Source organism: Blastococcus sp. SYSU DS1024, from assembly GCF_054050795.1.
On sequence record NZ_JBJHAA010000001.1, the window covers coordinates 205,690 to 224,977 of the forward strand.

Consider the following 19,288-nt stretch of genomic DNA (forward strand, 5'->3'; position numbering starts at 1 on the left):
GGCGTCAGCTGCCGAGCGCGGTCGCGACGACGGCGCGCGCCTCCTCCTGCACCTGCGCGAGGTGCTCGGGCCCGCGGAAGGACTCCGCGTAGATCTTGTAGACGTCCTCGGTCCCCGACGGGCGGGCGGCGAACCAGGCGTTCTCCGTCGTCACCTTGAGGCCCCCGATCGGGGCGTCGTTGCCGGGGGCGCGGGTGAGCTTGGCGGTGATCGGCTCGCCGGCCAGCTCGGTGGCGGCGACGTCCTCGGGGGAGAGCTTGCCCAGCGCCGCCTTCTCCGCCCGGCTCGCCGGGGCGTCGATGCGGGCGTAGGCCGACTCCCCGAAGTGGTCGGTGAGCTGCTTGTGCAGCTTGGAGGGCGACCGCCCGGTCACGGCCTGGATCTCGGCGGCCAGCAGCGCGAGCAGGATGCCGTCCTTGTCCGTCGTCCACACCCCGCCGTCGCGGCGCAGGAAGGAGGCACCGGCCGACTCCTCACCGCCGAAGGCGACCGACCCGTCGAGCAGGCCCGGCACGAACCACTTGAAGCCGACCGGCACCTCGACCAGCCGCCGGTCCAGGTCGGCCACGACCCGGTCGATGAGCGAGCTCGACACCAGGGTCTTGCCGACCGCGACGTCCTTGGCCCAGCCGGGGCGGTGGCTGAGCAGGTAGGCGATCGCGACGGCGAGGAAGTGGTTGGGGTTCATCAACCCGCCGTCGGGCGTGACGATGCCGTGCCGGTCGGCGTCCGCGTCGTTGCCGGTGGCGATCTGGAACTCGTGCCGGCGGTCGACCAGCGAGGCCATCGCGTGCGGGGACGAGCAGTCCATGCGGATCTTGCCGTCCCAGTCCAGCGTCATGAACCGCCAGGTGGGGTCGACCAGCGGGTTGACGACGGTGAGGTCCAGCCGGTGGCGCTCGGCGATGGCCGCCCAGTAGTCGACGCTGGCGCCGCCGAGGGGGTCGGCGCCGATGCGGACGCCGGCCTCGCGGATCGCATCGAGGTCGACGACGCCCGGGAGGTCGTCGACGTAGGTGCCGAGGTAGTCGTAGCTCTGCGCCGCGGCGCGCGCCTGCTCCACCGGGACCCTGCGGACGCCGCTGAGCCCCGCGCGCAGCAGGTCGTTGGCCCGCCCGGCGATCCAGCCCGTGGCGTCGGTGTCGGCGGGCCCGCCGCTGGGCGGGTTGTACTTGAACCCGCCGTCGCGCGGCGGGTTGTGCGACGGGGTCACGACGACGCCGTCGGCCAGGCCCGACCGCTTGCCCCGGTTGGCCCGCAGGATCGCGTGGCTGATCGCCGGGGTGGGGGTGTACCGGCCGCCCGCGTCGACCAGGACGGTGACGTCGTTGGCCACCAGGACCTCCAGCGCCGTCGCCCAGGCCGGCTCGGAGAGCGCGTGGGTGTCCCGGCCGAGGAAGAGCGGCCCGTCGTACCCCTGCTCGGCCCGGTACTCGCAGATGGCCTGCGTCGTGGCGAGGATGTGCGCCTCGTTGAACGCCGCGTCGAGCGATGACCCGCGGTGACCGGAGGTGCCGAACAGCACCTGCTGCGTGGGCTCGGCGGGGTCGGGCTCGACGGTGTAGTACGCGCTGACCAGCGAGGCGACGTCGATCAGGTCGGCGGGCTGGGCGGGCTGTCCGGCGCGGGCGTCGCTCATGGGTTGATCTTGGCGTCCGCGCCGGTCCCGCGCGAGCTCAGCCGGTGCGGCGGGGCTCGCCGCGGTAGGTGCCGAACTGCCAGAGGTTGCCCTCGGGGTCACGCGCGGCGAAGTCGCGGGACCCGTAGTCGGTGTCGTACGGCGGCCGCACGATCTCGGCTCCGGCGGCGACCGCGCGGGCGTGCACGGCGTCCGGGTCGGCCGTGACGACGTAGCAGCCGGTGGACTCCACCGGCCACTGCCCGCCGTCGTCGCGCACCGAGCCGAGCATGACGCCGCCGCCCTCCGGCCAGTCGAGCTGGGCGTGGTCGACCCGGTCGCCCTCACCGTGGACGACGGTCTCCTCGAAGCCGAAGGCGTCCACGAGGAAGCGGATGAGCGCCCGGGCGTCGCGGGCGCGGAAGGCGGGCCACACCTGCGGCGGCGGGGCCTGGCCCGCGCCGGGTGCCTCTGCGGTGGTCATCGAGTTCGTCATGACCCCGAGAGTGCCGAGTCCAGCACGGAGGTGTCTTGCACGTATCCGAACTCCGCCGCCAGCCAGCGGGTCGGCGCCAGCCCGGAGAACGCCCGCCACTCCCGGGTCAGGTGCGCCTGGTCGCTGTACCCGGTGGCGACGGCGAGCCCGGCGAGGTCGGGCGCCAGACCCCGGGCGACGCGCCCGGCCAGCGCGCGGCGGGCCCGGTCGAAGCGCACCACGCGGGCCGCCTCCTTCGGGCCCAGCCCCGTCTCGGCGCGGAACCGCTGCTCGAGGTGCCGGGTGGACCAGCCGACCCGGTCGGCCACCTGCGAGACCCGCAGCAGGCCGCCGCCCGCCGTCGTCAGCCGCCAGGCCTCCGCCACCTCCACCGGGCCGGCGTCGCCGTCCCGGAGCCGGCGCAGCAGGCCGTGGTCCAGCGCGGCGAACCTGGCCGCCCAGCCGTCGGCGGCGCGGACCCGGGCCAGGAGCTCCTCACCCACGGGGCCCAGCAGGTCCGCCAGCGCGAGGTCGACCGAGGCGAGCGCGCCGGCGGGCACGCCCAGCAGGGCCCGCGCGCCGAGCGGGGTGAGGGAGAGCTGGATGCCGGCCTGCCGGCCCGGGTGGACGATCCGCGCCGGGCGGGTGTGCAGCCCGCCGACGAGGGCGTCGAACCGGCCGGGAGGCTGGGCGGGATCCGGGTGCGCGGCGATCTCCAGCGGGTCGTCGAGGGTGAGGACGACGGTGAGCCAGGGGGAGGGGAGCCCCAGGTGCTCGCCGGGCGGGAAGCCCTCGTGCCGGTAGCCCAGGACGGCGGCGACGAACGGGCGCAGCGCGGGGTGCGGGCGGTGCACCACCGACTCCTGCCGCACCCGGTCAGGATGGCAGCGGAGCGGTCAGGGCTCCAGGGGGCTGGGGAGCGCGCGGCGGGGTCACGTGGGTGCGAGGGGTGCGGTCACTCCGCGTTGACCTGCGGTTTCTGTCGTATCCCCGCTCTAGTGTCGGGGTGTCGGTCGAGGGTCTCGCGGGAGGGAGGCGGCACGTGTCCGAGATGCACTCCGCCCTCGACGAGCTCGCCGCCCTCGACCTCGGTGGGCTGTCGGAGGACGCGCTGCTCGACCTCGTCGGCGAGCTGAGCACCACGGCGAACCGGGTCGCCGCGGCCCTCACCACCGCCGTGCGGGCGGCCGACCGCCGGGAGGCCTACCGCCGCGACGGCGCGGTCTCCATGAAGGCCTGGTTGCGAGGCAGCTGCCGCATGGCGCCCGAGCAGGCGACGGCGACGGTCTCGACCGGCCGGCGGCTCGAACAGCTTCCGGAGATTGCGGCGGCGTTCGCCGCCGGGGCGATCGGTGCCGCGCACGCCCGGGTCATCACGAAGGCCATGACGCCCGGCCGGATCGCGAAGGCGGCCGAGATGGGTATCGACCTCGGCGAGACCGACGGCATCCTGGCCGACCTGGCCCGGGCCACAGCTCCGCACGAGACCGCTCGGGGCGTGCAGGAGTGGGTCGCCGGGGTGGACCCCGACGGGACGCTGGACGCCGCCGCCGACGTCCGGCGCCGGTTCACCATGGCTCCGGGGCTCGACGGCCGGGTGCACCTGCGCGGTGACCTCGACGCCGTCGGTGGCGAGTACCTGCACAGCGCGCTCGCCGCTCTGATGAACGGCGACCGGCCTGCCGGCGACCTGCGCTCCCACGCCGAGCGGCAGGCCGACGCGCTGGTCGCCCTCGCGCGTGGGGCCCTCGACGGCGGCTCCCTCCCCGACGTCCGCGGTGAGCGGCCGCACGTGCGCGTGACGATCGACTGGTTCGCGCTGTGCGCGGAGCGAGGAGCCCCTGGCGTGGCCGGCGGGTCCTTGGGCTGGGCCGGTCCCATCAACCCGGAGACGGCACGCCGGCTCGCCTGCGACGCCAGTGTCGCCCGCGTCATCACCGGCCCGGACGGGCTGCCACTGGACGTCGGCCGCGCGCAGCGGAGCTCGTCCGCCGCGATCCGCCGGGCGATCGAGATCCGCGACGGCCACTGCGTCTTCGCGGGCTGTGACGCCCCGCCGGAGTGGCGCGACGTCCACTCGGCCATCCCCAGGGGCCCGCGGCGAGCTTGCGAGTCGTGGGGAGGGGATGGTCCTTCTGCACACGAGCTGCCACGAGGGCGGGTTCACCATCCGCCGGGATCCGGGCACCGGCCTGTGGCGCACCTACCGGCCGGACGGGACGGAGATCCTCAGCCGCGCCGGCCCCTGACCCACCGGCGGCGGCGCCGCCCGGCTCACACCCCGCGAGGGGCGTACATGATCACCGCGACGCCGACGAGGCAGATCAGCGCGCCTGCGACGTCGTACCGGTCGGGCCGGAAGCCGTCGACGACCATGCCCCAGGCCAGCGAGCCGGCGACGAAGACCCCGCCGTAGGCGGCGAGGATCCGGCCGAAGTTCGCGTCCGGCTGGAGCGTGGCGGCGAACCCGTACAGCCCGAGCGCGATGACGCCGGCGCCGATCCAGGCCCAGCCGCGGTGCTCCCGGACCCCCTGCCACACCAGCCAGGCACCGCCGATCTCGGCGATCGCGGCGAGGGCGAAGAGGACCAGCGACCGGGCGACGGTCACTCGACGGCGGCCAGGAACCGGCGGAGGGTCTCCAGGAAGACCTCCGGCTGCTCGGAGTGCACCCAGTGCCCGGCGTTCTTCACCTTCACCAGGCGGGTGGAAGGGAAGAGCGCGTCCATGTGCGGCCGGTCCTCGGGCAGCACGTAGTGCGAGTTCGCCCCCGCGATCCACAGCACCGGGCCGTCGAAGGTCGCGCCCGGCGGGGGCTCGGGGAAGCCGCGCAGCTCCCCGAGGTCCCGTTCGAGGAGCTCCAGGTTCAGCCGCCAGCGCCAGCCGCCGTCGTCCCCCAGCCCCTCCCGGACCAGGCTCTGCAGCAGGAAACTGCGCACCATCCGGCTGGGGACGGCGGTGCGGAGGGCGGCGTCGGCATCGGCACGGGAGTCCAGCGACGTCAGGTCCACCTCGCGCATCGCGGTGATGAACGCGGCGAACGGCGACGCCTCCTCGTCGGGGTCCTCGGTGCGGCCGCCCTGCAGCGGGTACTCGACCGGGGCGATGTCCACGACCACCAGGGCCCGCAGCAGCTCCGGCCGGCGCAGCGCCAGCTGCATCGCCACCTTGCCGCCCATCGAGTGCCCGACGAGCGTGACCGGCTCGCCGAACGACGCCAGCTCGGCGGCGACCAGCTCGGCCATGTCGACGTAGTCGATGCGGTCGGTCCAGGGGGAGTGACCGTGGTTGGGCAGGTCGAGCAGGGTCACCCGGTGGTCCTCGGCCAGCCCCTTGGCGATGGTCGTCCAGTTCTTGCCCTGGCCGAACAGGCCGTGCACGAAGACGACGCGCGGGCCGGCCTCGCCCAGCGTCCGGGCGGCGAGGGCTTCGTCGGGGTTCACCGTCACCGGGCGATTCCACCAGACCGCCCGGTGACGTGCCCCGCTCAGTCCAGCACCACCTCGGTCTCGCCGGTGTCGCTGTCCAGCGTGATGTACCCGCCCTCGAAGTCGGTCCGGCTGCCCCCCTCGATGTCGTAGACCCCGCTCACCGGGTAACCGAGCTGCCCCATCTCCCAGCCGGTCTCCCCCCACTGGGACCAGATCGGCCCGTACACCTCGTGCGCTCCCGTCGCCGGCGTGAAGTAGATGGAGGCACCGTCGGACCGGGAGAAGTTCTGGTAGCGGCCGACGCCGTCCGGCGAACCGCGCTCCCCGGTGATCGGGTAGCCCAGCGGGCCCATCTCGTAGTTCAGCGACGCGTAGTGCCCGTGGATGGCGCCGTAGATCTCGTGCGCCCCGGTCGTCGGCGTGAAGTAGATCGTCCCCGGCCGGGCGAAGTTCTGGTACCGGCCGACGCCGTCCGGCGTACCGCGCTCCCCGGTCGTCGGGTAGCCCAGCAGGCCGAGCTCGTAGCCGAGCGACGCGTAGTGCCCGTGGATGGCGCCGTAGATTTCGTGCGCCCCGGTCGACGGGCTCCAGTAGATCGTCCCCGGCCGGGCGAAGTTCTGGTAGGCGCCGACCCCGTCCGGGGAGAACTTCTCCCAGTCCACCGGCACCCCGAGCATGCCGCCCTCCTGGCCCAGCGCCCGGTAGTGCGCCTCGATCCCCGACCAGTTCACCGAGACGCCCATGCGCTCCCCGGCCTGCTCCCGCTCGGCGATGACCGGCCACACGTTGGCCTGGCAGCCCTGCAGCGAGATCGACTGCTGCTGCATCACCCAGGCCGTCCGCCCCGGGGTGGGGCAGTCGGTGTGCGGGATGCCGATCCAGTGCCCGACCTCGTGCAGGATCACGTACCGCTGGTAGAGCGCCAGGCTGTGCGGCCAGGCCTCCGTCCCGAACCGCCAGCGCTCGTCGTTGATGTACACGGAGCGCCCCACCCGGCAGCTCCACTGGGCGCTGCAGCCGGGCGCCGCGGCGTCGACCACGGACGGCGAGGCCAGGATCAGGTCGAAGTCGCTGCCCGAGGCCACCTGTTCGAACGCCAGGGTGCCTCCGAGGCTCCAGCCGCGGCGGTCGGTGAGCGCATCGCGCGCCACGGCCGCGAACTGGTCGAGATCGCCGGCCACGCTGCCGCTTGTGGAGACGGTGTAGGTCACCGTCCGCTCCGCGGCGGAGGCGGTGGAGGGGGTCAGCAACACGGCCGCCAGGCCGACGAGGACGGCGAGCAGGAGACGAGCAGCTCTGGTCATCAGTTCCTCCGGCGCGGGCCTGCGGCCCGCGCATCCGGGTCGAGGTCGGGGCCGGCGGACGGCGGGGACCAGTCGTACACCGGCTGCTGTCCTGAACCGGTCTACCGCACCCGGACGGGTCGTGCCCATGACGAGTTCATGACGATCCGGCGGCGGCGCGCTCGGCTCCTGCGCGGCGGCGTCTCTTCCCGCCTCTACCGTGCCGGGAGGTCCACGAGGGGGAGCAGATGCCAGGACGACGCCGGAGCGCGAGCAGCACCCGACGGTCGACGGGGACCACGACGAGGAAGGCGGCGCCACGGAAGCCGGCAGCACGGAAGGCCACGCCGAGGAAGGCCACCCCCGAGCTGCCCACCGCGGGCCCGGGAGAGCGGGTGTGGGTGCTGGCCGTGCCGTTCCGCGCCCCCGCACCGGGAGCTGTCTGGCACCCGGGCTTGCAGGCCCACGTGTGGGTGGGCGCCGCACTGCCGCCCGAGCTCGCGCCGTACGACCCACCGGCCTACAGCCTCGAGCGCTTCCTCGAGGACGAGCTCAACGAGGCTCCCCGCACGCTGCCCGAGGCGCGGCCGCTCACGCCACGGGACCAGCAGTGCGACGGCGCCGACGTGGTGGCGGCCCACGCGGCGGCCGGGGGCAGGGTCTTCCTCCTCGGTGACGACCCCGGCGTCGGCAAGACCGGAACGGCGATCCTGGCGGTCAAGGCGATCGCCGAGCAGCGCGACGTCCGCACCGTGCTGGTCATCGCCGACCGGCCGGCCGCCATCACCATCCCGCACTGGGCGCGCTCGATCGCCGGTTTCGGCGACGGTGGCCTGCGCTGGTGCGTGACCACCTGGGACCGGCTCGGCAAGGTGGCGAAGCTGCGCTTCGACGTCGTCGTCGCCGACGAGGCACACATGGTGCGGCACACGACGACGCAGCGGTGGAAGCACTGGAGGGCCGTCTCCGGCGCCGCACGGGTGAAGGACACCCCGTACGTGCTGGCCGCGACCGCGACGCCGGCCCACACGCCGCTCGAACTCCCCTACCTGGCGCCCGAGTTCGCCGCCCGGCACGGGGAGTCGATCAAGGAGTGGGCCGACCTGCCCAAGGCGCTGGAGCGGCACACGTTCCACGTGGAACGTGGCCGCTACGGCTGGCAGTGGACCGAGGACCCCGACGCCCGCCGCGCCGACCTGGCGCGGCTGCAGTCCTGGCTCGCCGACGCCGACCCACCGGCGACGCTGCACCGCCCCGCTCCGTGGGGACCGGTGTCGGTGACGGGGACGCCGGTGCTGCTGACGCCCGCCGAGCGGGCGCAGTACGAGGCGGAGTGGTCGGAGTTCCGCGCGGAGATGCGGCTGGCCCGGCGCGGCCGGCAGTCCGCGCGCGGCCGCGCGGCCCTGCTGCGGTTCCGGCAGAAGGCCGGGCTGATCCGCGTGCAGGCGACGGTCGACTGGATCAAGGCTCAGGTGGAGGCCGAGCGGCAGGTGGCGGTCTCGGTCGAGTTCGTGGAGACGGCGGCCGATCCGATCCGCGAGGCGCTGCTGGACGCCGGCATCCCGGTGGCCGGCATCTACGGGCGCGACCGCTTCGACGTCGAGGCCGAGCGGCTGCGGTTCCAGCGCGGCGAGGCGGCGGTGTGCGTGTTCACGGTGACCGCGTCGATCAGCCTGCACGCCGGCGAGCTGCTGCCCGGCGGGGCGACGGCGTCGGAGGCGCCACGCGTGGGCCTGTTCCACCAGCCGCGGTTCTCCGGCATCCAGGCCCGGCAGGTCACCGGGCGCACCCACCGCGACGGGCGCACCTCGCCGTGGCGTGTGGCGTTCGCCGCCGACACGGTCGAGGAGCAGGTGGCCCGGGTGATGGTCGAGCGGCTCGCCGTCAGCGGCTCCACGGCCGGGGCGGACACCTCGGCGCTGCAGGAGATCGCCGAACTCCTCGACGCCGACTGGCTGCCCGCCGCCGCCCTCACCGAGGGCTGAACGCACCGCCCGGGCTCAGGCGCCCGGGGTGGCCTGCAGGTCGTCGCGAGGCGTCACCAGGTCGGCCCGGACGGGATGGTCGCCGACGCCGGTCTCGGTCCAGGAGACGTCCACGACCTGCCCCGCGCGAAGGGAGCCGCGGGCGCTGGGATGCAGCGCTCCCACCTCGACCCAGCAGTGGCCGTGGAGGTCCGGCGACTCGACGAGGCCGCCGCCCTCGTCGCCGTCCCACCGGACGACCGTGCCCACGCTCGTTCCGCTCCGCACCATCCGCACAGCGTGGCGGGCGACCGACGAGCGGGCAAGCGACGGCAGGCCCGGCCACGGAGGCCGTGGGCGACCAGCAGGCTCATGCCGGGCAGAGCCAGTCGTCCGATGACGGCGCCACGATCCCCTCCAGCGGCGGGAAGCGGGTGCGGAAGGTGAACACCTCCGGCGTGGGCCCGTGCGCCCGCAGGTGGCGGATCCGCGCCTCGGCGTCGTCGGTGGTGGGCAGCGAGCCGGCCGGGATCCACCACAGCGCGGTCGTCGCCTCGGCGGCGCGGTGGAACCACTCCCGGCGCCGCCGCATGATCTGCACGTGCCGCCCACCGAACACGTAGGCGGCCAGCGACTCGACGTCCCGCCAGACGGTGAGGTTGACGATCACGCCGTGGCTGCCCGCGGCGTCCCAGCCGAACGCCTGCACCGAGGTGGCGTTGCCGTCCTCGGTCTGCAGCCGCCAGACGAAGCCGGGCGCCTGGTCGGCCTCGGCGTTGACCTCGTCGAGTGCAGCCATGAAGTCGGCCAGCACGGGACTGCCGAGCGGGGCGAGCAGCCGGGAGACGTTGACCTGGGCGAGATGGTGGTCCACGGGGCGACCGTAGGGCGCCCGCCCGGCCGCGGACCAGGTCGGCGGTGACGGCAGCCGGTCCGCTGCGCTAGGTTCGAGCCCGTACGTGGCACGGGGTGTCCCCGCCCGGGACTGAGAACACACCCGCCGAACCTGCTCCAGTTCGCACTGGCGAAGGGATGTCACCGGCATGTCCGCTGCTGTGGAAGTCGTCGACCTGCGCGCTGCCCGCACGGCGCTGCGCGAGAACGCACCGCTCGTCCACTGCCTGACCAACACGGTCGTGCAGACGCTCACGGCGAACGCGCTGCTCGCCGTGGGCGCCGCGCCGGCGATGGTCGACGCGCCCCAGGAAGCCGGGGACTTCGCCGCCGTCGCCTCCGCCGTCCTGGTCAACGTGGGCACCGTGCACGCGCGCACCGCCGAGGCGATGCGGCTGGCCGCCGCGTCGGCCCGTGCGGCGGGCACACCGTGGGTGCTCGACCCCGTCGCCGTCGGTGGGCTGGCCTACCGGACGGCGCTGGCAGCCGAACTGCTGGAGCACTCGCCCTCCGTGGTCCGCGGCAACGCCTCGGAGGTCATGGCGCTGGCCGGAGCCGGTGCCGGCGGCCGCGGGGTCGACAGCACCGCCGGGGCCGACGACGCCGCCTCCGCCGCCGCGGGCCTCGCCGGGCGCACCGGGGGTGTGGTGGCCGTCAGCGGCGAGGTGGACCTGATCACCGACGGCACGCGGACCGTCCGGGTGGGCGGCGGCTCACCGCTGCTGACCCGCACCACGGGGGCCGGCTGCGCGCTCGGCGCCCTGGTGGCGGCATACGTCGCCGCGACCGGCGACCCCCTGACCGGTGCGGTCGCCGCGCACGCGCACGTCGCGCTCGCCGCGGAGCGGGCTGCCGCGACCGCCGCGGGCCCCGGCACGTTCGCGCCCGCCTGGCTCGATGCCCTGGACGCGGTCGGCCCGGAGGACCTCGCCGGCGCGGACGTGCGGACCGCCTGATGCGGCCCCCGTTCGACCCGACCCTGTACCTGGTCACCGACACGGCGCTGTGCCGGCCGCGCCCGGTGGCCGACGTGGTGCGCGCGGCGGTGGCCGGCGGCGTCACCGCCGTGCAGGTGCGCGACAAGCACGCCTCCCGCCGGGACCTCCTGGCGCTCACCCGCGCGGTCCAGCACGCGGTGGCCGACCGGCCGGACGTCCCGGTCATCGTGAACGACGCCGTCGACGTCGCCCTGCTGGCCGGAGCCGACGGCGTGCACGTGGGTCAGGCGGACCTGCCGGCCGCGGAGGTGCGCGGGCTGCTGGGCCCCGACCGGTTCCTCGGTTTGTCCGTCGAGAGCGCCGACGACCTCGCCGCGACGCTGCGGCTGCCGCGGGGCACCGTCGACCTGGTGGGGCTGAGCCCGGTCTGGGCGACCCCTACCAAGCCGGAGGCGGGTCCCGGGCTCGGGCTGGAGGCGGTGCGGGAGCTCACGCGCACGGCGCGCGCCGGTGGGTTGCTGGCGGTGGCGATCGGCGGCATCGATGCCACCCGGGCCGCCGCCGTGGCCGCCACGGGGGTGGACGGCGTCTGCGTGGTCTCCGCCCTCTGCGCGGCTCCCGATCCTCAGCAGGCGGCGGTTGCGCTGCGCGCGGCGATGACGCCGGTGGGTGCCCGATGACACCGACCGCGCTCACCGTGGCCGGCAGCGACCCCAGCGGGGGCGCGGGCATCCAGGCCGACCTGAAGACGTTCAGCGCCCTGGGCGCCTACGGCACCGCCGTCCTCACCGCGCTCACCGCCCAGAACACGCAGGGCGTGGCCGGCGTCCACCCGGTGCCGGCGGCGTTCGTGGGCCAGCAGCTGCGCACGCTCCTGGACGACGTCGAGGTGCACGCCACCAAGCTCGGCATGCTGGGCAGCGCCGACGTGGTCGGCGAGGTGGCGGCCGTGCTGGGCGAGCGCCGCCCCGGCCCCGTCGTCTGCGACCCGGTGATGGTCGCGACCAGCGGCCACCGGCTGATCGACGACGACGCGGTGGCCGCCGTCCGCACAGAGCTGCTGCCGGTGGCCGACCTCGTCACGCCCAACGTCCCGGAGGCGGCCGCGTTGCTGGACACCGACCCGGCCGACGACGTCGACGGGATGCACGCGCAGGCCCGGGCGCTGCTCGCGCTCGGCCCGGCCGCGGTGCTGCTCAAGGGCGGGCACCTGGGCGGCGCGGAGAGCGTGGACGTCCTGGCCACGGCGGCCGGGACGACGGTGATCCGCCGGCCCCGGGTGAGCACGACCGCCACGCACGGCACCGGCTGCACGCTGTCCTCGGCGATCGCGGCGCTGGCGGCACGGGCCGACGGGCCGCCGGACTGGCCGCCGTTGGTCGAGGCGGCACGCGACTACCTGCACCGTGCGCTCACCGGGGGCAGCGCGCTGCGCATCGGCTCCGGGCACGGGCCGGTGCACCACTTCGCGGGGATCTGGCCGGCATGAGCGCGTTCGGCGACCGGGCCTGGGCGGCGACGGCGGAGCTCCGCCGCGCGATCGACGAGCTGCCGTTCCTCCCCGAGCTGGGCGCCGGCACCCTGGCCATCTGAGCGGGTCCCTGCACACCATCGGCCCCGGACGGGCGATCATCGGGGGATGCGGCGGGAGGCGAGCATCCTGCATCTGGACCTGGATGCCTTCTTCGCCGCCGTCGAGCAGCGGGACAAGCCCTCGCTGCGCGGCCGGCCGGTCGTCGTGGGCGGGGTGGGTGGCCGCGGTGTCGTCGCCACCGCCTCCTACGAGGCCCGCGCCTACGGTGCGCGGTCGGCGATGTCGACCGCCGAGGCACGACGACGCTGCCCCGCCGGCACCGCCTTCCTGGGCGGCCGGTTCGCCGCCTACCGGCGCACCTCCGACGTCGTCATGGGGCTGCTGCGGGAGCTGTCGCCGCTGGTGGAGCCGGTCTCCATCGACGAGGCCTACGTCGACCTCGCCGCCGGCGAGGGACACGACCTGTCGGTGGACGGCGTGACGGCGCTGGCGGCGGAGCTCAAGGAGCGGATCGCCGCGGCGACCGGGGGAGTGACCGGCTCCGTGGGGATCGGGACGTCGAAGCTGATGGCGAAGATCGGCTCGGACCTGCAGAAGCCGGACGGCCTGGTGGTGGTCGCGCCCGGCCGGGAGCTGGACGTGCTGCACCCGCTGCCCGTGACCCGGCTGGGCGGCGTCGGCCCGGCCACCGCCGGGCGGCTGCACCAGGTGGGCGTGAAGACGGTGGGGGACCTGGCGGCCCGCTCGCTGCCGGACCTGGTGGCCCTGGCCGGCCGCGCCCACGGGGCCGGGCTGCACGCGCTGGCCCGGGCGGACGACGACCGCGCGGTGGTGCCCGACCGCGAGGTCAAGTCGGTGTCGCACGAGGAGACCTTCGAGCGGGACCTCACCGACGTCGACGTGCTGACCCGGGAGATCGACTCGATGGCGGCCCGGGTGGGGGAGCGGCTGCGGAAGTCGGCGTTCTCCGGCCGCACCGTGACGCTGAAGCTGCGCCGCTACGACTTCACGACCCTCACCCGCTCCCAGACCCTCCCCCAGCCGACCGACGACCCCCGGCTGATCGCGTCCACCGCCCGGCGGCTGCTGGCCGAGGCGGGCACCGGTGGCGGGCTGCGGCTGCTCGGCGTCGGCGTCTCCGGCCTGTCGGTCTACGCGCAGGGCGACCTGTTCGCCGACGCCGACGAGCCGGACGAGACGCCGACGCTCTCACCGGACGCGCCGGTTCCGGCCGCGGAGCCCGAGCTGCCTCCGGACAAGCGCTGGTGGCCCGGTCAGGACGTGCGGCACGACGAGTTCGGCGCCGGCTGGGTGTGGGGCCGGGGCCTGGGGCGGGTGACGGTGCGCTTCGAGGGGCCGCTGACCCCGCCGGGGCCGGTCCGCACGCTGGCCGCCGACGACCCCGCCCTGCAGCCGGCCGATCCCCCGGACTGGAGACTGCCCGGATGACGCGCTCGTGGTGGGGCTGGGGCACGACCGGTCAGGCGCTTCCCGACGAGGAGTGCGCAGCGCTCGCCGGGATGATCCCCGGGCTGCCGGACCGCCCCCGCGCCGTCCCGTCGCTCGTCGACCTGGCGCTGCCGGCGTCCCGGCTCGGCACGCCGCCCTCGCTGCCGGTGACCACCGATCCGGCCATCCGGGCCGCGCACGCCTTCGGCAAGGCCTACCGGGACGTCGTCCGGGCGCTGTCGGCCGACCTGGCCGGGGCCCCGGACGCCGTCGCGCGGCCGGCGACCGAGGACGACGTGGTCCGGCTGCTCGACTGGGCGGGGTCGGCCGGCGCCGTCGTCGTGCCCTTCGGTGGCGGCAGCTCGGTCGTCGGCGGCGTGGAGTACCGCGGCGACCGGCCGTGGCTGTCGATGGACCTGACGGCGCTGGACCGCGTGCTGGAGGTCGACCCGGTGAGCCGGGCCGCCCGCATCCAGGGCGGCGCCCTCGGGCCGGTGCTCGAGCAGCAGCTGCGCCCGCACGGGCTGACGCTGCGGCACTTCCCGCAGAGCTTCGAGTTCTCCACGCTCGGCGGCTGGCTGGCCACCCGCGCCGGCGGCCACTACGCGACGCTGCACACCCACATCGACGACCTGGTCGAGTCGATGCGCGTGGTCACACCCGTGGGCGTCAGCGAGTCGTGGCGGCTGCCCGGCTCAGGCGCCGGCCCGTCGCCGGACCGGATGTTCCTCGGCTCCGAGGGCACGCTCGGCGTGATCACCGAGGCCTGGATGCGGCTGCAGGACCGGCCGCGGTTCAAGGCGTCGGCGTCGGTCGGCTTCCCGGACATGACGACGGCGACGGCGGCGGTCCGGGCGATCGCCCAGGCGGGACTGCACCCCGCGAACTGCCGGTTGCTCGACCCCGGCGAGGCGGCGCTGTCGGGCGCCGCGACGGCCGGGTGCGTGCTCGTCCTCGGCGTGGAGTCGGCGGTGCACCCGGTGGAGGGGCGGCTCACCGAGCTCACCGACCTGGCGCGCGAGCACGGCGGCGTGGTGGCGTCGGGGGGCGGCGGCACGGATGCCGCTGCCGATGCCTGGCGGTCGGCGTTCCTCCGGATGCCCTACGTGCGGGACGGCCTGGCGCGGATGAGCGCGATCGTCGAGACCTTCGAGACGGCGTGCACCTGGGACCGGGCCGAGGAGCTGTACGCGACCGTCCGGGCCGAGGTCGGTGCCGCGGTGGAGCAGGTCACCGGCGCCCCCGGGCTGGTCAACTGCCGGTTCACCCACGTCTACCCCGACGGCCCGGCGCCGTACTTCACGGTGATCGCCGCCGGCCGGCCCGGCTCGGAGGTGGCCATGTGGGACGAGGTGAAGACGGCGGCGATGGAGACCCTGGGCCGCCTCGGCGCGACGGTGACCCACCACCACGCCGTCGGCCGCGACCACCGCCCCGGCTACGACCGGCAGCGACCGGAGCCGTTCGCCGTCGCCCTCCGGGCGGCCAAGGCCGCGCTCGACCCGGCGGGGGTCCTCAACCCCGGCGTGCTGGTCGACCCCGTGTAGAACGACGTCATGACCGAACCCAGCATGTGGACGCGTCTGACGGAGGAGAACCCGGAGCACTCGGCCGCCTACATCCAGCGCTTCCGCGACCTCGCCGACGCCGGGCACGACCTCGTGGGGGAAGCGCGGCTGGTCGACGCCATGCTCCCGCGGGGCGCACGGGTGCTCGACGCCGGATCGGGCACCGGGCGGATCGGCGGCTTCCTCGCCGCGGCCGGGCACCAGGTGGTCGGCGTGGACGGTGACCCCGTGCTGGTGGCCGAGGCACGGGCGCAGCACCCGGCGGCCCGGTGGGTGGTCGGCGACCTGGCCGAGCTGGACCTCCCGACCGCGGGGGTGGCCGAGCCGTTCGACGCCATCGTGTGCGCCGGCAACGTGGTGACCTTCCTGGCGCCGTCGACGCGGACCGAGGTGCTCCGCCGGCTGCGCGCCCACGTGACCCCCGACGGCCGGGCCGCCATCGGGTTCGGCGCCGGGCGCGGCTACGAGTTCGACGAGTTCCTCGCCGACGCCGGGACAGCCGGCTGGGAGCCGGACCTGCTGCTCTCCACGTGGGACCTGCGACCGTTCACCCCGGAGTCGGACTTCCTGGTCGCCATCCTCCGCCCCGCCTGACCGGGACGGTCCCCGGCTCAGAGGCGGGCGTTCGCCCGGAGCAGCGAGAGCGCCTGCACGGTCCGGTGGCCCCGCCACTCCAGGGCGGCCGCCGATGAGTAACTGACGAAATCCACCGCCCACCCGCCGTCGTCCCGCTGGCCGTCCTCGAGCCGGTCCAGCTCCGCCTCGACCGTCCCTGGCGCGAACAGCGACCGGCCCGGCCCGCCGGGGAACGGCGCGAAGTCCAGCGGGCGCATGTACTCGTCCGGTGCGCCGCCCTCGACGCGCAGCAGGCCGTCGGCGGGGATCACGTCCCGCAGGCGCTCGACGAGCGCGGCCGCGTCCGGGCGTACCGGGGCGGCCGCGTCGAGGAACTGCACGGCGAACGCCAGCTCCATGGCGGGCGCGCCGGCAGCCAGCGCGCCGATCGCCGACAGGCAGTGGTCGGCGGCGCGTGCGAGCCACGGGTGGTCGGCGATCTCCGGGACGGCGGCCGCCGCCCGGTACGCCGTCGCGGCCAGGACCGCGGTGAGCTGCAGCGAGGATCGGGTCGCATCCGCCGTCGCCCAGAACGGTGCGCACGCCGCGCGGTCGGGCACCGGCAGGGCGAAGGGGAGACCGCCGTCGGGGAGGGTCACCGCCACGAGCCAGTCGCACAGCGCCCGCGCCCGCTCGGTGCACGCCACACCGATCTCGGCGAACGCCTCGAGCGCGTGCAGCGCTCCCCCGGGCTGGCTCGTCGTCGACCGCAGGTCGGGCTCCAGCCCCCACCCGTAGCCACCGTCGGGGTTGCGGTACCCGTCGACCGCAGCGAGGACGGGTCCCGCCTGCCCCCCACCGAACAGCAGCTCGAAGCGACGGCGGTCCAGCACGCGGGCGGAGCCGGCCAGGAAGTCCGCCGCGGCAGCCAGGTCAACGGTCACCCGGGCACCCTCCCCCGCCGCGTCCGGTCAGCGCCAGACCGGACGGGTGGCCGGTGGCAGCTGGGCCGCCGCCGGCCACGGCGGCGCCCCCAACGGCGCGACCACCGTGACCGGCCCGTCCTCGGAAGGCAGGTCCACGAGGTACGGCGCCGGATCGGCAGTCCCCGACTCGGGTTCCGCACCAGCACTGTCGGCGGTCCCGAGCAGCCAGTGCGCCGTCTGGGCCAGCGACAGCTCCGCGGTCCAGCCGCCCCCCTCCGTGCGCACCCGCCCGAGCAGTCCGAGCGCCACGGCCGCGGCGAGGTACCCCGTGGCGTGGTCGAGCGCCTGCACCGGCAGCGCCCCCGGCCCGTCGCCGCCGGCGTACCGGTCGGCGATACCCGTGGCCGCCTGAACCAGCGAGTCGAACCCCCGGCGCTGCCGCCAGGGGCCCACGGCCCCCCAGGCGGACAGCCGGACGACCACCAGGTGAGGGTGGCGCTCGGTCAGGGCCACCGGATCGAGCCCGAGGGTGTCCAGCGCGCCCGGCCGGTAGCCCTGGACGACGACGTCGGCCTGCGTCAGCAGCTCCTCGACCAGCCTGCGGTCGTGCCCGACGGCGAGATCCAGGACCACGTGCCGCTTGCCGGACCCCGTGTCGAGCAACCCACCGGGATCGTCGGGCCGCCGGGGGCTGTCCACACGCAGCACGTCAGCGCCCTGGGCGGCGAGCGCGCGGGTGGCGACGGGCCCGGCGATCACGCGGGTCAGGTCGAGCACCCGCAGCCCGGTCAGCGCTGTGCGACGCGCGGGCCCCGGCGCCGTCTGCTGCACCCCGAGGAGGGGGAGCCCGGCGACCGCCGCCCCCTGGGGGTGCGCCGACCAGCGGTCCTGGCTGCGCACCGCCGCCGCGGCGCCGCCGGCCTCGACCACCGCCGTCTCCAGCTCCTCCGCCGGCCACGCCCGCGCCGCCGCCGCCACGTCGTCGCCCAAGACGGCCCGTGCCGCGGCCCGGTGCCACGGATAGTTGCCGTGCAGCCGCAGCCAGCCGTCGGCAGTCCGCCAGAACCGCGACAGCGGCGCGAACCCGGGGCCCACATGTTTCCCGTGGAACCGCACGTGGCGCTCACCGGCGAACGCGACCCCCACATGCCCGGCGTCGATCCGCGGCACCTCGCGGGGCTCGTCGGCCAGGCTCCGGGCGGCGAGGAGCTGGGCGGCCACCGCGCCCAGGGCGAGCCCCGGGACGTCGAGGAACCCGGCCAGGCCGGTGCGGCCGGCCACCGTGACCGGACCGGAGGCCCAGGCCTCGCCCCCCACCCCACGGGCCACCTCCTCGACCAGGCGCGCCGCGGCCGGCGGCACGGACGCCGTCATGAGGAGTCGTCCGCCGCGGCCGCGGTGGGCAGCGCGACCCCGAGGGCCACGGTCAGCTCCAGGACGGTGGCCGGCTGCTCCAGGCGCGGGCCGTAGAGCCGCCGCAGCTGGGTCATCCGGTACCGGACCGTCTGCGGGTGCACGAACAGGTCCGCGGCGACCTGGTCACGCCGCCCGTGGTGCAGCAGCCAGGAGCGCAGAGTCTCGGTGAGCTTCTCCCGGGCGCTGTCCCCCACCTCCTGCAGCGGCGCCAGCACCCGCGCCCGCAGGTCGGCCAGCGTCTCCTCGTCGGCGCGGAGGACCAGCTCGGCCAGCCGGGCGTCGGTGTCCAGCGGCGCCCGGTCCCCCGGCACCATGCCCAGACGCAGGGCCCGGAGCACGCGCTTGTAGGAGGAGTGCGCCTCCCACCACGGCCGGGCCGGCCCGACGGTCGCCTCGCGGCCCTCCAGCGACCGCAGCAGCGCCGGGCGTGCCGGCCCCTCGGCGTCGGGGACCAGCAGGACGGTGAGGTCGGGCGCCCCCTCGATCTCGGGCAGCTCCTCCGTCGAGCGCAGCGTGCGCGCGTCCAGCGACACCAGCGCTCCCTGCGCCCGCGCCTCCGGGAGCACGGCGACCGTCAGCGTCCGCGGGGGCGTCCACTCCGCGCGCTGTGCGGCAGCGGCCAGCTCGGCGTGCGGGCTTCCCAGCAGCAGGCCCTGCGCGAGCCGTTCGAGCAGCCGCTCCCGGGCCCGGCCGCTGGAGGCCAGCTCGTCGGCGTGCCCGGCGACGCTCGCCGCGGAGAGCCGGTCGATGTAGGCGAAGACCAGCTCGGCGAACCGGGCCAGCGACATGGGGTCCAGGCCCGCGCGGACGGCGGTGGCGCTCATGTCCCGCCACGACACCCGCGCGCCCACCCGGTAGGCGGCCAGCAGCGCGTCCATCGACCGTCCGCTGCGGGCCTCCCCCCGGCCCAGGGCGTACGCGGCCTCGACGACGGGCCCGCCCGGGGTACCGGCGTCCGCCGTCCCGCCGGCGGCCGCCAGCTGGAGGAAGCCGCGCAGCGTGAGCTCGACGGCGCTGGAGATCTTGCGGCCCATCGGGCCCTGGAAGGCGTCGGCGTAGCCCGGGACGGCGACGATGATCGCCTCGACGGCCCGCTCCGCCACCATCGGCAGCTCCGCGTGCATTGCGTCAGCAACCGCCTCCGGAAAGCTCCGCGCCTCCGACGTCATCGCGCCTCCTTGTTCGCCGCGAACAGAAGCTACCCCCCGATTCACATCGACAGCACAGGTATTAGACG

18 protein-coding genes, 1 pseudogene and 1 riboswitch are annotated in these 19,288 nt (G+C 75.7%); of the genes and pseudogenes, 8 read left to right on the plus strand and 11 right to left on the minus strand.

Features of this window, described 5'->3' with window-relative positions; genetic code table 11:
- Nucleotides 1-4: 4 nt before the first annotated feature.
- Genes pgm through ACI79S_RS01015 form a run of 3 tightly spaced genes read right to left on the minus strand, consistent with a single transcriptional unit; the run spans nucleotide 5 to nucleotide 2,965 of the window.
- Nucleotides 5-1,639, minus strand: a complete 1,635-nt coding sequence (gene pgm, locus ACI79S_RS01005; RefSeq protein ID WP_456591581.1) for a phosphoglucomutase (alpha-D-glucose-1,6-bisphosphate-dependent) — start codon at nucleotides 1,637-1,639, stop codon at nucleotides 5-7.
- Between the two features lie 37 nt (nucleotides 1,640-1,676).
- Complete coding sequence (locus ACI79S_RS01010; RefSeq protein ID WP_456591582.1) at nucleotides 1,677-2,114, minus strand: VOC family protein; 438 nt, start codon at nucleotides 2,112-2,114, stop codon at nucleotides 1,677-1,679.
- The gene (locus tag ACI79S_RS01015) at nucleotides 2,111-2,965 is read right to left on the minus strand and encodes a helix-turn-helix domain-containing protein (protein WP_456591583.1); all 855 of its coding nucleotides are present in this window, start codon (nucleotides 2,963-2,965) and stop codon (nucleotides 2,111-2,113) included. Before ACI79S_RS01015 ends, ACI79S_RS01010 begins: the two co-directional genes overlap by 4 nt.
- A gap of 179 nt (nucleotides 2,966-3,144) precedes the next feature.
- Here ACI79S_RS01015 and ACI79S_RS01020 point away from each other — a divergent pair.
- Nucleotides 3,145-4,104 (plus strand): annotated as a pseudogene (locus ACI79S_RS01020) (DUF222 domain-containing protein); the annotation flags it as partial.
- Between the two features lie 263 nt (nucleotides 4,105-4,367).
- Here the strand turns inward: ACI79S_RS01020 and ACI79S_RS01025 are convergent.
- Genes ACI79S_RS01025 through ACI79S_RS01035 form a run of 3 tightly spaced genes read right to left on the minus strand, consistent with a single transcriptional unit; the run spans nucleotide 4,368 to nucleotide 6,828 of the window.
- On the minus strand, nucleotides 4,368-4,703 hold the full coding sequence (locus ACI79S_RS01025; RefSeq protein ID WP_456591584.1) for a YnfA family protein: 336 nt from the start codon (nucleotides 4,701-4,703) through the stop codon (nucleotides 4,368-4,370).
- On the minus strand, nucleotides 4,700-5,542 hold the full coding sequence (locus ACI79S_RS01030; protein ID WP_456591585.1) for an alpha/beta fold hydrolase: 843 nt from the start codon (nucleotides 5,540-5,542) through the stop codon (nucleotides 4,700-4,702). Before ACI79S_RS01030 ends, ACI79S_RS01025 begins: the two co-directional genes overlap by 4 nt.
- A gap of 38 nt (nucleotides 5,543-5,580) precedes the next feature.
- Nucleotides 5,581-6,828, minus strand: coding sequence for a DUF3152 domain-containing protein (locus ACI79S_RS01035; protein ID WP_456591586.1), 1,248 nt, complete (start codon nucleotides 6,826-6,828; stop codon nucleotides 5,581-5,583).
- A 374-nt stretch (nucleotides 6,829-7,202) separates the two neighbouring features.
- Between ACI79S_RS01035 and ACI79S_RS01040 the strand changes: the two genes are divergently transcribed.
- The gene (locus tag ACI79S_RS01040; RefSeq protein ID WP_456591587.1) at nucleotides 7,203-8,792 is read left to right on the plus strand and encodes a helicase; all 1,590 of its coding nucleotides are present in this window, start codon (nucleotides 7,203-7,205) and stop codon (nucleotides 8,790-8,792) included.
- A gap of 15 nt (nucleotides 8,793-8,807) precedes the next feature.
- On the opposite strand, the gene ACI79S_RS01045 is transcribed toward ACI79S_RS01040, so the two are convergent.
- Together ACI79S_RS01045 and ACI79S_RS01050 are read right to left on the minus strand one after the other, a co-directional pair.
- On the minus strand, nucleotides 8,808-9,062 hold the full coding sequence (locus ACI79S_RS01045) for a hypothetical protein (protein WP_456591588.1): 255 nt from the start codon (nucleotides 9,060-9,062) through the stop codon (nucleotides 8,808-8,810).
- A gap of 79 nt (nucleotides 9,063-9,141) precedes the next feature.
- A complete protein-coding gene (locus ACI79S_RS01050; protein ID WP_456591589.1) occupies nucleotides 9,142-9,645 on the minus strand; it encodes a DUF3291 domain-containing protein in 504 nt (167 codons plus the stop codon).
- Between the two features lie 81 nt (nucleotides 9,646-9,726).
- Nucleotides 9,727-9,821, plus strand: a riboswitch (TPP riboswitch).
- On the opposite strand from ACI79S_RS01050, the gene thiM reads away from it, so the two are divergent.
- From thiM to ACI79S_RS01080, 6 genes are all read left to right on the plus strand, one after another.
- Nucleotides 9,815-10,621, plus strand: a complete 807-nt coding sequence (gene thiM, locus ACI79S_RS01055; RefSeq protein ID WP_456591590.1) for a hydroxyethylthiazole kinase — start codon at nucleotides 9,815-9,817, stop codon at nucleotides 10,619-10,621. (Overlaps the previous riboswitch by 7 nt.)
- A complete protein-coding gene (thiE, locus tag ACI79S_RS01060) occupies nucleotides 10,621-11,283 on the plus strand; it encodes a thiamine phosphate synthase (protein ID WP_456591591.1) in 663 nt (220 codons plus the stop codon). The genes thiM and thiE overlap by 1 nt, the downstream gene beginning before the upstream one ends.
- The gene (gene thiD / locus ACI79S_RS01065; RefSeq protein ID WP_456591592.1) at nucleotides 11,280-12,092 is read left to right on the plus strand and encodes a bifunctional hydroxymethylpyrimidine kinase/phosphomethylpyrimidine kinase; all 813 of its coding nucleotides are present in this window, start codon (nucleotides 11,280-11,282) and stop codon (nucleotides 12,090-12,092) included. Before thiE ends, thiD begins: the two co-directional genes overlap by 4 nt.
- Before the next feature lie 150 nt (nucleotides 12,093-12,242).
- Nucleotides 12,243-13,586: a DNA polymerase IV gene (locus ACI79S_RS01070; RefSeq protein ID WP_456591593.1), complete on the plus strand. Its 1,344-nt coding sequence runs from the start codon at nucleotides 12,243-12,245 to the stop codon at nucleotides 13,584-13,586.
- On the plus strand, nucleotides 13,583-15,133 hold the full coding sequence (locus ACI79S_RS01075; RefSeq protein WP_456591594.1) for an FAD-binding oxidoreductase: 1,551 nt from the start codon (nucleotides 13,583-13,585) through the stop codon (nucleotides 15,131-15,133). Before ACI79S_RS01070 ends, ACI79S_RS01075 begins: the two co-directional genes overlap by 4 nt.
- A 9-nt stretch (nucleotides 15,134-15,142) precedes the next feature.
- Nucleotides 15,143-15,748, plus strand: a complete 606-nt coding sequence (locus ACI79S_RS01080) for a class I SAM-dependent methyltransferase (RefSeq protein ID WP_456591595.1) — start codon at nucleotides 15,143-15,145, stop codon at nucleotides 15,746-15,748.
- Nucleotides 15,749-15,765: 17 nt separating this feature from the next.
- Here ACI79S_RS01080 and ACI79S_RS01085 read toward each other — a convergent pair whose 3' ends face one another.
- From ACI79S_RS01085 to ACI79S_RS01095, 3 genes are read right to left on the minus strand one after another with little or no spacing between them, the layout of a single operon-like run.
- On the minus strand, nucleotides 15,766-16,653 hold the full coding sequence (locus ACI79S_RS01085; RefSeq protein ID WP_456591596.1) for a hypothetical protein: 888 nt from the start codon (nucleotides 16,651-16,653) through the stop codon (nucleotides 15,766-15,768).
- A gap of 27 nt (nucleotides 16,654-16,680) precedes the next feature.
- A complete protein-coding gene (locus ACI79S_RS01090; RefSeq protein ID WP_456591597.1) occupies nucleotides 16,681-18,009 on the minus strand; it encodes a CoA transferase in 1,329 nt (442 codons plus the stop codon).
- Nucleotides 18,006-19,220, minus strand: coding sequence for a PucR family transcriptional regulator (locus tag ACI79S_RS01095; protein ID WP_456591598.1), 1,215 nt, complete (start codon nucleotides 19,218-19,220; stop codon nucleotides 18,006-18,008). Before ACI79S_RS01095 ends, ACI79S_RS01090 begins: the two co-directional genes overlap by 4 nt.
- Nucleotides 19,221-19,288 lie beyond the last annotated feature (68 nt).

Bases quoted from the DNA above. Each gene is read 5' to 3' on its own strand.
- pgm (WP_456591581.1), bottom strand. From the start codon at position 1,639: ATGAGCGACGCCCGCGCCGGACAGCCCGCCCAGCCCGCCGACCTGATC.
- ACI79S_RS01010 (WP_456591582.1), bottom strand. From the start codon at position 2,114: ATGACGAACTCGATGACCACCGCAGAGGCACCCGGCGCGGGCCAGGCC.
- ACI79S_RS01035 (WP_456591586.1), bottom strand. From the start codon at position 6,828: ATGACCAGAGCTGCTCGTCTCCTGCTCGCCGTCCTCGTCGGCCTGGCG.
- ACI79S_RS01045 (WP_456591588.1), bottom strand. From the start codon at position 9,062: ATGGTGCGGAGCGGAACGAGCGTGGGCACGGTCGTCCGGTGGGACGGC.
- thiM (WP_456591590.1), top strand. From the start codon at position 9,815: ATGTCCGCTGCTGTGGAAGTCGTCGACCTGCGCGCTGCCCGCACGGCG.
- thiE (WP_456591591.1), top strand. From the start codon at position 10,621: ATGCGGCCCCCGTTCGACCCGACCCTGTACCTGGTCACCGACACGGCG.
- thiD (WP_456591592.1), top strand. From the start codon at position 11,280: ATGACACCGACCGCGCTCACCGTGGCCGGCAGCGACCCCAGCGGGGGC.
- ACI79S_RS01070 (WP_456591593.1), top strand. From the start codon at position 12,243: ATGCGGCGGGAGGCGAGCATCCTGCATCTGGACCTGGATGCCTTCTTC.
- ACI79S_RS01075 (WP_456591594.1), top strand. From the start codon at position 13,583: ATGACGCGCTCGTGGTGGGGCTGGGGCACGACCGGTCAGGCGCTTCCC.
- ACI79S_RS01080 (WP_456591595.1), top strand. From the start codon at position 15,143: ATGACCGAACCCAGCATGTGGACGCGTCTGACGGAGGAGAACCCGGAG.
- ACI79S_RS01090 (WP_456591597.1), bottom strand. From the start codon at position 18,009: ATGACGGCGTCCGTGCCGCCGGCCGCGGCGCGCCTGGTCGAGGAGGTG.
- ACI79S_RS01095 (WP_456591598.1), bottom strand. From the start codon at position 19,220: ATGACGTCGGAGGCGCGGAGCTTTCCGGAGGCGGTTGCTGACGCAATG.